General features: G+C 62.9%; 12 protein-coding genes. 5 read left to right on the forward strand and 7 right to left on the reverse strand.

Annotation, left to right across the window (positions count from 1 at the left end; all coding sequences use genetic code 11):
• Positions 1–614 (reverse strand): sucrase ferredoxin (locus tag J0I64_RS05275; RefSeq protein ID WP_291406561.1); only part of this gene is annotated, 614 nt, incomplete at its 3' end.
• A 238-nt stretch (positions 615–852) separates the two neighbouring features.
• Between J0I64_RS05275 and J0I64_RS05280 the strand changes: the two genes are divergently transcribed.
• Positions 853–1,173, forward strand: a complete 321-nt coding sequence (locus J0I64_RS05280) for a hypothetical protein (RefSeq protein ID WP_291406562.1) — start codon at positions 853–855, stop codon at positions 1,171–1,173.
• A 136-nt stretch (positions 1,174–1,309) separates the two neighbouring features.
• Positions 1,310–1,561, forward strand: a complete 252-nt coding sequence (locus tag J0I64_RS05285; RefSeq protein ID WP_291406563.1) for a GlsB/YeaQ/YmgE family stress response membrane protein — start codon at positions 1,310–1,312, stop codon at positions 1,559–1,561.
• A gap of 66 nt (positions 1,562–1,627) precedes the next feature.
• Here J0I64_RS05285 and J0I64_RS05290 read toward each other — a convergent pair whose 3' ends face one another.
• From J0I64_RS05290 to J0I64_RS05315, 6 genes are all read right to left on the reverse strand, one after another.
• Positions 1,628–2,413, reverse strand: a complete 786-nt coding sequence (locus J0I64_RS05290; RefSeq protein WP_291406564.1) for a DUF1684 domain-containing protein — start codon at positions 2,411–2,413, stop codon at positions 1,628–1,630.
• Entirely contained in the window at positions 2,410–3,171 is a 762-nt protein-coding gene (locus J0I64_RS05295) for an ATP-binding cassette domain-containing protein (protein WP_291406565.1), read from the reverse strand. Before J0I64_RS05295 ends, J0I64_RS05290 begins: the two co-directional genes overlap by 4 nt.
• Positions 3,168–3,977, reverse strand: a complete 810-nt coding sequence (locus J0I64_RS05300; protein WP_291406566.1) for an ABC transporter ATP-binding protein — start codon at positions 3,975–3,977, stop codon at positions 3,168–3,170. The genes J0I64_RS05295 and J0I64_RS05300 overlap by 4 nt, the downstream gene beginning before the upstream one ends.
• Entirely contained in the window at positions 3,974–4,807 is an 834-nt protein-coding gene (locus tag J0I64_RS05305; protein ID WP_291406571.1) for an ABC transporter permease, read from the reverse strand. The genes J0I64_RS05300 and J0I64_RS05305 overlap by 4 nt, the downstream gene beginning before the upstream one ends.
• A gap of 11 nt (positions 4,808–4,818) precedes the next feature.
• Positions 4,819–5,766: an ABC transporter permease gene (locus J0I64_RS05310; RefSeq protein WP_291406572.1), complete on the reverse strand. Its 948-nt coding sequence runs from the start codon at positions 5,764–5,766 to the stop codon at positions 4,819–4,821.
• 251 nt (positions 5,767–6,017) lie between these two features.
• Complete coding sequence (locus tag J0I64_RS05315; RefSeq protein WP_291406567.1) at positions 6,018–7,502, reverse strand: ABC transporter substrate-binding protein; 1,485 nt, start codon at positions 7,500–7,502, stop codon at positions 6,018–6,020.
• 280 nt (positions 7,503–7,782) lie between these two features.
• Between J0I64_RS05315 and J0I64_RS05320 the strand changes: the two genes are divergently transcribed.
• From J0I64_RS05320 to J0I64_RS05330, 3 genes are all read left to right on the forward strand, one after another.
• Positions 7,783–8,235, forward strand: coding sequence for a hypothetical protein (locus J0I64_RS05320; protein ID WP_291406568.1), 453 nt, complete (start codon positions 7,783–7,785; stop codon positions 8,233–8,235).
• A gap of 101 nt (positions 8,236–8,336) precedes the next feature.
• Positions 8,337–9,311: an acetylxylan esterase gene (locus J0I64_RS05325; RefSeq protein ID WP_291406569.1), complete on the forward strand. Its 975-nt coding sequence runs from the start codon at positions 8,337–8,339 to the stop codon at positions 9,309–9,311.
• 67 nt (positions 9,312–9,378) lie between these two features.
• A partial coding sequence (locus J0I64_RS05330; RefSeq protein WP_291406570.1) for a LacI family DNA-binding transcriptional regulator occupies positions 9,379–10,070 on the forward strand: 692 nt, incomplete at its 3' end.

Raw genomic sequence — 10,070 nt, forward strand, 5'->3', positions numbered from 1 at the left:
TTATAGGTGGGGAGATAGACTTCGCCCCGGCCGATGGCGGCAAGAAAATCGGCCGCGTGCTCGGCGGACATACGGCCATAGCGCTGACGCTGGGGCATGACGACGAGCGAGGCTGCGAAGCGGCAACCGCCCAGATGGGTGGCCTGAACCACGTTGAAGCGCGATGGATCGGCGTGGCTGACCAGGGCCTTGTAGGTGGAAAAACCGTGCCGGGCGCAGCAGGCGTCGCGGCGGCTGTCGGTGCAGCAGAGAATGGTCGGCCGGTGGTCGCGCTTGCCCTCGAAAACCTTGCCATCGAGATAGTTGCCCATGGCCTCGATCAGTTCGGCCTCGCTCGAAAAGTCGGCATAGACGTTTTCGGGCAGGGCGTGGAGCGTGGGGAGGCTGCCTTGGGCTTCGACCTTATCGACGAGGGCGACATGCAGCTTGGCCTGAGCGGCCTTATGCAGCATTGCGGCGAGTTCGGGCGACATGCCGACCGACTCCCAGCGCGGCGCCCGCCATTTACCGCGCGGCCAGGCAAGCATCAGCACGCGCCGGGGCGCGTCGCCGGTGCCGGCATGGGGTTCGCCGCGGAGGTTGCAGACGTCGCTGCAGAAAGCGTGCTTGGCCATCAGCAGACAATCCGGGACTGACCGGCAACCGGGGACGATGCTGTCGCTTCTTCCGGCACGGCCATTCCTTACATGACTATCATTGTCCTGTTTTGGCTCTAGCAAAGTGGGCAGGGGCAGGCAAGCCTTGTGGGCCGGGAAGTGGCGGGGCGAAGTCGGGGACATTCGATCGGTCCGCTACACGCCAAGTTTACCTCTAATTGTTAAGGTTTTTGCGGATCTAGCTGGGGAGGCTTCCATGATCCGATCGCGTAGTTTCCTGGCCGCTATTGGCCTCGTTCTGCTGGTGGGGTGCAGTGCCGGGGAAGCACCGCTCATTCCGGGAGGGCCGACGCCTTCCCAGGCCATCAAGGCGATGCTGAGCAATTCCCGCATTCTCGAACGCGAGCGCGTGTCGATTGTCGAAGATCGCGTCAAACTCGAGGCGAGCGAATGCGCTAAGCATCCCAATGGCGTGGTGACCTGCCGGGTGCGTCTCTATTCCATCGGCCGAGGCTGGTCGGCGCCGAGCATGGGGCGCTTTACCGAAGTCGATGGCCGCTGGCACTTCGATTTCTAGATCGGCGACGTTTCCCGCTCGTTTTTGAGCCGCCTTTTCTTTGTATGTCAGTTGCTTGTGGCGCAACCAAAGGGCGCGTTGCTGCGTTGACTGGTGCCTCCATATGGAGCGCTCGAAACAGAGTGGGGTTAAAATTATGGGCGAAGCAGGAATCGGCTGGATTGCAGCTATCATCATCGGTGGTCTGGCAGGTTGGATCGCATCCAACATCATGAAGACCAATACCGGTATCTTCCTCAATATCATCCTCGGGATCATTGGCGCGGCCGTCGCCAGTTTTCTCTTCGGGATTCTGGGCATCTCCTTCGGTGGCTGGCTCGGCTACCTGATCGCCGGCCTGCTTGGCGCATGTATCCTGATCGCCCTGGTCCGCGCGATAAGACGCTAGCGACCGACCAAAACAAAAGGCCCGGCAGCGGCGACGCTGCCGGGCCTTTTGCTGTCTGGATAAAGATTAGTCGTGCAGGCGCTTTTCGCCGGCTTCGATGCGGATCGGCAGCACGTTTTCGGCCGGCGGCAGCGGGCAGACGGCGTGTTCGGTGAAGGCGCAGGGCGGGTTCAGCGCCTTGTTGAAGTCCAAGACGATGGTCTTGTCGGTGACGTCCTCACCGAAGACGAAGCGGCAGGCGGCATAGGTACTATCGCGCGAGGTCTGGTCGCGGATGACGAATTGCGGGGACTCCGCCGTGCCGTGGGTGGCGAGCAGTTCATAGGTGACGCCATCGCGGGTGAAGACGGCCTTGTGGGTCGCTTCGACCTCGGTCTGGATCGCCTTGGAGGTGCTGATGGTCAGACCCTTGGGGGCTTCTAGCGTGACCCAATCGGCGGTGATGCGCCAGGTGGGGTCGAGCGGGAAATATTCGAGCGGCTGCAGTTGGTTGGGTGCGTCCGATGTCGTGTCACGTACGCGCAGGGCATTCTCGCCATTGAGCGAGGTGACTTCGAGCAACAGGTTGCCTGCGGTGAAGCGCGGCGGGTTGTATTTCGAGAGCTGCAGCACCTGAGCGGCGCCGCCATCGGCCGGCGTATAGGTCACCTGGCCATCGGCATCCTGGGTCAGGCTGCCGACATAGGACGGGCCGGAGGAGAGGATGATGTCGTTGTCAGCGGCGCTGCCGACGGTGACGGTGCCCTCGGCGAGCCAGACGCGGGCGATGATGTTGAGCCAGCCATTGGGCGCCTTGAGCGCGTCGAGGCGCTTTTGCTGCCACTCGGCATATTGGGTTGGGTAGTCGGTCACGATGACACCTCGTTCAGAGTGAGGCGCGGCACGCTGGCAAGCAGGCGCTGCGTATAGGGATGTTGGGGATTGGCGAGAACGGCAGCGGTATCGCCGGCTTCGACGATGCGGCCTTTTTCGAGAATGACGATGCGGCGGCAAAGCGCGGCGACGACGCCGATATCGTGCGAGACGAAGAGCAGGCTCATGGTTTTGCTGAGGCCGGCGAGCAGGTCGACGATACGGATGCGTGTCGTCAGGTCGAGGGCGCTCACGGCTTCGTCGGCGAGCAGCAGGCGTGGGCCGGGCACGATGGCGCGGGCAATAGCGATGCGCTGACGCTGGCCGCCGGAGAACTGATGCGGGAAGCGGGTGCCGACATCGCGGTCGAGGCCGACAGCTTCGAGGGCGTCGCCTACTTGTTTTTGGTGGTCGCCGGGAATTTTGAGTGAGCGCAGGGGCTCGGCGATGATGGATTGGATCGTCTGGCGCGGGTCGAGCGAGGAATAGGGGTCCTGATAGACCACCTGCGCCTGGCGACGGAAGTCGCGCATGAAGGCGCCATTGCGCGGATCGAGCGGTCTGCCGTCGAAGGTTATTGTGCCGCTATCGGGGCGGGCGAGGCCAAGCAGCAGGCGCAGGAGCGTGGTCTTGCCCGAGCCGCTTTCGCCGACGAGGCCGATGGTGTCGCCTTGGGCAATCTCGAGCGAGACATCATCGAGAATGCGGCGATTGGCGGTGTAGCCGAAACTGACGTGGTCGACGCGGACGAGGCTCATGAGCGGCCCTCCATGGCGTCATCTAGGCGACGGGCGGCGGCGAGGAGGCTCTTCGTGTAGTCGTGGCGTGGATTGCCAAAAACTTCGGTGACGTTGCCGGCCTCGACGGTTTCACCCTGGCGCAGCACAACGACGCGCTCGACCGTGTTTGCGACGACCGGCAGGTCGTGGCTGATGAAGAGGAGAGCCATGTTGCGGGTGCGGACGAGGCGATCGAGAAGACCGAGGATTTCGGCCTGGGTGGTGACGTCGAGCGCGGTGGTGGGCTCGTCGGCAATGAGCAGGTCGGGCTTGCAGGCGAGGGCCATGGCGATGGCGATACGCTGGCGCTGGCCGCCGGAAAGTTCATGCGGATAGGAGGTGGCCATGCGCTGCGGCTCGGGCAGGGCGACTTCGTCGAGGAGGGCGAGGACGGCCTTGTCGAGCGTAGCGCCGGAGAGCGGAGCGCCATCGCGCTGGGCGCGGCGGGCGAGGGGCTCTGCGACCTGCTTGCCGACGCGCATGAGCGGATCGAGGGCCGTCAGCGGCTCCTGGAAGACGATGGCGACCGCTGTGCCGCGAAGTTGGTTCAGTTCGCGGTCGGATGCGCCGATGACTTGCTTGCCGGCGAGAATGGCGGAGCCTGATGACGAGAGGCCGGCAGGAAGCAGGCCGGTGGCGGCGAGCGAAGTCAGGGATTTGCCGGAGCCGGATTCGCCGATCAGGCCGAGGCGTTCGCCGCGGTTGAGCGAGAAGGACAGGTTCGACACCAGCGCCTTGTTGCCGGCGTGGACGGATAGATTTTCGAGGGAGAGAAGAACGGTCATCTTGCGCGCCTCGTCGGGTCGATGGTGTCGCGCAGGCCGTCGGCGAGGAGGTTGACGCCGATGGCGAGGGAGACCAGCGCAATGCCGGGGGCGATGGCGCCGAGGGGTGCGGTGTAAACCGTGCCCTGGGCTTCCTGCAGGATACGGCCCCATGAGGCGTTGGGCGGTGGAGCGCCGAGGCCGAGATAGGAGAGCGAGGCTTCGGCAATGACGGCGAGGCCGAATTGCAGGGCAAAATTGACCGAGAGCGTCGGCCAGATATTGGGCAGGATATGGATGGCGACGATTTTCGGCCAGGAACTGCCGGAGGTGCGGGCGGCGGTGATGTAGTCCATCACCAGCACGCGCTTGGCGAGAATGCGCGTGAGGCGCGCGACGATGGCCGAGAGCGCGATGCCCAGCGCGATGATGGCCGACCAGAGATTGGCCGTGTCGCTGGCGGCGACCACCAGCATGGCGATGAGCAGGGTCGGGAAGGCGATGAGGATGTCGAGCGTCGCTGCCAGCGCGTCATCCAGCCACTTGCTGGCGAAGGCGGCGAGGAGGCCGAGGGTGACGCCAATGACGGCGCCGATGGCGACGGCACCAATGCCGACGATTAGGGCGATGCGGCTGCCGATCATCATCTGGGTGAAGAGATCGCGGCCGAGGCGGTCGGTGCCGAGCAGGTGAAGTAGGCTCGGACCTTCGAGGCGGCCGCCGGCCATCGCGGTTGGGTCGTAGGGCAGCCAGACGAGGGTAAGAAGACCCATGAAAATGTGGATGCCGACAAGCAGCAGTCCGGCTTTGAGGGCCAGTGAGTGGGATTTCTTCTCGGTCGGGGCAGTCATGGTCGCGGTGCTCATGCGAACGCCCTCCCGCGGCTGCGGAGGCGAGGATCGATAAGGCGCTGGGCGATGTCGGCGGCAAAGCCGATCAGCAGCACGAGCAGGGTCGAGATGAAGAGCACGCCCTGCACGTTGGGATAATCGCGCTGCTGGATGGCGAGGAGCAGCATGGAGCCGAGGCCGGGGAGCGAAAAGACCCGCTCGATGACCACGGCGCCGAGGAAGGTGCTGGCGAGTTCGATGCCGAGGATGGAAATGACCGGCACGGCGCCGTTGCGCACGCCGTGGCGGATGAGCGCTTCGGGGAAGCTGGCGCCAAGGGCGCGGGCGGTGCGCAGGAAATCGCTGCCGAGCACGTCGAGCGTGGCGGCGCGGACATAGCGCAGGAGCGAGGCGCCCATGACGAGGCCGATGGTGAGCGAGGGCAGGATCATGCCGGTGATGGCTTCACCGAAATTGGCCCAGCCTTTGAGCGGGAAGCCGCCGGACGGGAGCCAGCGCAGATTGATCGAAAAGAGTGTGACGAGGAGAATGCCGACCCAGAAGACGGGGATGGCGATGCCGAGCTGGGAGATGACGGAAATGGCGGCGCCGTACCACTTGTTGGAGCGGACCGCAGCCAGAATGCCGAGGGGGATGGCGAGGACAAGCGCCACGACGAAGCCGAAGAAGGTCAGCGGCAGGGTGACGGACATGCGGCTGCCGATCTCGCCGAGCACCGAGGCGCGGCTGACGAAGGAGGTGCCGAGATCGAGGCGGGCCAGATTGCCGATGAAGCTGACGAACTGGACGTAAAGCGGCTGGTCCGAACCGACCTGGGCGCGGGCGGCGGCGATCTGTTGTTCGGTCGCGCCGACGCCGAGCAGGGCATTGGCGGGATCGCCGGGCAGCAGGCGCAGCCGCACGAACAGCACCACGGCCGCGATGAACAGCGAGGCGATCAGGATCAGCGTGCGGCGGATGGTATAGGCGAGAATGATCGGATTCCTTGCGCTTGGGCGGGCTCAGAATAGCCGGGCGGCAAAGGCAAAGCCACCGGCCAGAAGGCCGGTGGACAGAGTGTTCAACGGGATTTCCCGGTGGTGGCGACCGTTGGCTTTATGTCAGGGCCGCCATCACCAGCGGTTGTCATCCCGGCGAAGGCCGGGATCCATCTTGAGATCTCAGGATGGGCCCCGGCCTTCGCCTGGGTGACAGCCCGTGGAGGGCAGGCTTACTCAGACTTCTGGATGCCGTAGGCGAAGAACTGGGAGTTCAGGCCATTGATCGGGTAGCCGGTGACGTTGGCGGCCGAGACGACGATCTGCGGGTAGAGGTAGAGCCAGTTACTGGCAGCGTCCTCGGCGATGATCTTGTTGGCTTCGGTCAGCTTTTCGACCTGTTCGGCTTGCGAACCGGCAGCTTCGGCGTCGGCGATCAGTTTTACGACGTCGGGGTTGTTGTAGCCCCAGTAGAAGTCCGGGTTGCCGTAGAAGACGATATCGCGGTGGTTGACGTGCTCCTGCAGCGTCGCCTGGAAATCGTGGGCCTGGTAGACCTTGGTGTACCATTCGTTGGCGGTGATGATGTTGATGTTCACCTTCACGCCGATCTTGGCATATTCGGACTGCAGGAACTGCGCGACGATCGGATGCGGATCGTAGTCGGGCGTGTCGAGGGTGAATTCAAAGCCATCGGGATAGCCGGCTTCGGCGAGGAGAGCCTTGGCGCTGTCGACGTCATAGGCATCGACGCTGGTGAGGTCGACATACCACGGGTCGGTCGGCGGCACGAAGGAGCCGATCAGCGTGCCATAGTCACCCCAGATGGAGTTGAGCAGGCGTGCCTTGTCGGTGGCGCGTGCCAGGGCCTTGCGGACCTTGACGTTGTCGAACGGGGCGACGCGGTCGTTATAGGCCAGCAGTTCCTTGGTGGTGGAAGCGCCTTCGGTGACGGTGTAGGCCGAATTGCCGGTGAACTGGGCCAGGGAATCCGGGCTCTGCACCGAGGTGATGATGTCGACGGCGTTGGTCAGCAGCGCGTTGTTGAGCGCGGTGGCGTCGGTGAAATAGGTGTAGACGACTTCGCCATTGGTCGGGGCCGCGCCCCAGTAACCGTCAAAGCGCTCAAGAGCCAGGGCCGAACCGCGGCGCCATTCGCCGAGCGTGTATGGGCCGGTGCCGTCTTCGGTGGCGGTGATATCGCTGGCGGCGTCGTTGACGATCCAGACATAGGAGAGGTTGTAGGGCAGCGAGATCGAGCGGGCCGAGAGCGTGATCACGACCGTCTTGTCATCGGGAGTTTCGATGCCGGTGATGGTGGAGAGGCTCTTCTTGCGCGAGCTCTTCGAGGTCTCGGCAGTGACGCGTTCGATCGAGTACTTTACGTCGGCCGAGGTCAGCGGGTCGCCAGAGTGGAAGGTGACGCCGTCCTTGAGAGTGAAGGTATAGGTCAGGCCATCGTCGCTGGCCTTGTAGCTTTCGACCAGCTTGGGCTCAACCGAACCGGCATCGGTCAACTGGAACAGGGCTTCATAGACGTTGCCGTTGAAGGCCTCGTTGATGCCCTGGCCTGCGCCGGCGGTGTTGTCGAGGTTCTGCGGCTCATAGAGCGAGCCGATGCGGATCGAAGCGTTGGGGTCATAGCTCTGCGCAAAGGCAGCGGAGGGCAGGGCGACGCCGGCCAGCAGGGCGGCGAGAAGGAGGGTTTTCGTGGTCATGAGACGCTCCAGTTATTGGTTGGCTTCAATCTAGTTCTGGCCGGGATAAATCTCTACCGGTCTGATAGACAATCTTGTGCCGCACTTGGGCGCATTCAGGCATTTCGTTTTGTTTGGGTGGGCGGAAATAGAAATGCGTTCCGACACTCTACGCCAGGGACCCGAGTTTTGAAATGTCATTTCCGGGGGCGCAGACGCCTGCTGAGCCGATCGTGCCACGACGCTTAGTGGTTTTCACTATCGTAAAATCTCCGTAAGATCGCGACGGAGAGTGACCGGTATGATCGACGAAAACGATCCTGATGGGTTTGGTGAAAGGCCATTGGCCGGGTTTGCCCATTCGATCGACAATCATGTCGCCTTCTATCGTTTCGCGCTGAAAATCTACAATTATCGCTGCGCTATCAGCGGCTTGCGGTTTCCTTCTGATGCTCAGATTCTGCATCAGCAGTTGGAGGTGGTCCCGATCCACCCGCGCGAATTCGGCGGTCCACTTGAAATCGGCAATGTGCTGGTGCTGGAAACGGGCATGGCGGATGCCTTTGCGCGCGGGCTGGTTACGGCAAGCGATGACTGGCAGTTGATCGTGCCGCAACCGCAGGCCCTTAACGAGGCGCAGAGACAGCATGCTGTGGCGGGGCGAGTGCTGTTCGTGCCGTCCGAGCCCATGTTCCGGCCCGAGGCCAGAAACCTGCAATTCCATCGGCTGACGATCGCTCGGTTTCATCACTAGGGGTGCTGGCCGCCTTTGCTGTGGCAAAGCGCGCTCGTGGCTGGAATTTTGCGAATGACGGGAGCAGGGTGGGGCAGTTTCTTCCATACCAGGATCGTTCCGTGCCATTCCCCGATCTCGTACACCCCGCGCTTGGTGCTTATCGCAGCGCCGTGGAGACTCCTGCCGATTTTGCCACGTTCTGGGCCAATACGCTGGCGGAGGCCCGCAGCATCGGTGGGGCAGTCACCATCGAGCCGGTGGAAACGACGCTCAAGCTCGTCGAAGCCTTTGACGTGACCTTTCCCGGCTTTGGTGGGCATCCGGTAAAGGGCTGGCTGGTGCTGCCGAAGAACCGCGAGGGCAAGCTTCCGCTCGTGGTTCAGTACATCGGCTATGGTGGTGGGCGCAGCTTTCCGCATGAGCTGCTGCACTGGGCGGCCTCGGGCTATGCCTATTTCCGCATGGACACGCGCGGGCAGGGCAGTAGCTGGAGCATGGGCGCGACGCCGGACCCGATCGGCTCGACCTCTTCCATTCCCGGCGTGATGACCAAGGGCATTCTGGACAAGAACGACTACTATTATCGCCGCCTCTTCACCGATGGCGTTCGTGCAGTGGACATGCTGCTGGCGCAGGATTTCGTCGATCCCGAGCGCGTGGCCGTTTGCGGCGGCAGCCAGGGTGGCGGCATCGCGCTGGCGGTGGCGGGGATTGATAGCCGAGTGAAGGCGGTGATGCCGGATGTGCCGTTCCTCTGCGATTTCCCGCGGGCCGTGCGTGCTGCCGGTCGCGATCCCTATCTCGAGATTGTACGCTTCCTGGCCCAGCACCGGGATAAATCGGCCAAGGCTTTCGAAACGCTGCGATATTTCGATGGTGTCAATTTCGCGCGTCAGAGCAAGGCGGCGGCTTTGTTCTCGGTGGCGCTGATGGACGACATTTGCCCGCCGTCGACGGTCTATGGCGCCTATCAGGCCTTTGCCGGAACCGACAAAACCATTGTGGAATATGAGTTTAACAACCACGAGGGTGGCGGGCCGTTCCAGGATCGCGAGCAGATGAAATGGCTCGGGGAACGGTTCGGGATGCGTTAACACGCGAGAATTCTTGCGTTACTCAAAAAATGCAAATATTGCGTAGTGAGTAATCAGGAATTCGGAAATGCCCAGCAAGCGCGCCAGCCAAGCCGATATCGCCGAAAAACTCGGGGTGTCCGTGTCGACTGTGTCGCGCGCGCTGGCCAATGAAATCGGCATCAGCGATGCGGTGCGGCGCGACGTGCAGCGCGTCGCGCGCATGCTGGGCTACAAGAGCAAGCATGTGCCCACCGTGGGCAATCTCGACAAGCGCGCGGTGGCCATGGTGCCGCTGAATGGCGCCATAGGCAGCCTTGCAAGCTTTTATCACGGCATTGTCGAAGGCATGCGCGGGCAGGCGGCGGAGCTTGGCATTGTGCTCGACGTGCGGCTGGTCAACGAGGATCATGTGACGCTCGATTTCGTGCAGCGATACATGACGAAGTCTGGCGCAGGCGGCCTGGTTCTGGCCGGTATCGATCCTGAAGACGCACTGGTCGAATGGGCGCTGGACGCCGATATCAGCGTGGTACTGGCCAATGGCGTCGATCCACGGATGCGGCTGAGTTCGGTGGCGCCGGCCAACTTCTACGGCGCCTATATGGCGACCCAGCACCTGATCGATGCAGGGCATCGCCGGCTCCTGCACTATACGTACCGTAACCGCTACACGATCCTGCAGCGCCGCCGGGGCTTTGAGGCCGCGATTGCGGCGGCGCCGGGTGTCGAGGGAACGGTGGTAGTCTCCAACGAGAATTCCAGCAAGGAACTGCTGGC

The sequence above is a fragment of the Devosia sp. genome (assembly GCF_017307565.1).
GTDB lineage: Bacteria > Pseudomonadota > Alphaproteobacteria > Rhizobiales > Devosiaceae > Devosia.

Bases quoted from the DNA above. Each gene is read 5' to 3' on its own strand.
- J0I64_RS05295 (WP_291406565.1), bottom strand. From the start codon at position 3,171: ATGAGCCTCGTCCGCGTCGACCACGTCAGTTTCGGCTACACCGCCAAT.
- J0I64_RS05305 (WP_291406571.1), bottom strand. From the start codon at position 4,807: ATGACTGCCCCGACCGAGAAGAAATCCCACTCACTGGCCCTCAAAGCC.
- J0I64_RS05285 (WP_291406563.1), top strand. From the start codon at position 1,310: ATGGGCGAAGCAGGAATCGGCTGGATTGCAGCTATCATCATCGGTGGT.
- J0I64_RS05280 (WP_291406562.1), top strand. From the start codon at position 853: ATGATCCGATCGCGTAGTTTCCTGGCCGCTATTGGCCTCGTTCTGCTG.
- J0I64_RS05320 (WP_291406568.1), top strand. From the start codon at position 7,783: ATGATCGACGAAAACGATCCTGATGGGTTTGGTGAAAGGCCATTGGCC.
- J0I64_RS05300 (WP_291406566.1), bottom strand. From the start codon at position 3,977: ATGACCGTTCTTCTCTCCCTCGAAAATCTATCCGTCCACGCCGGCAAC.
- J0I64_RS05315 (WP_291406567.1), bottom strand. From the start codon at position 7,502: ATGACCACGAAAACCCTCCTTCTCGCCGCCCTGCTGGCCGGCGTCGCC.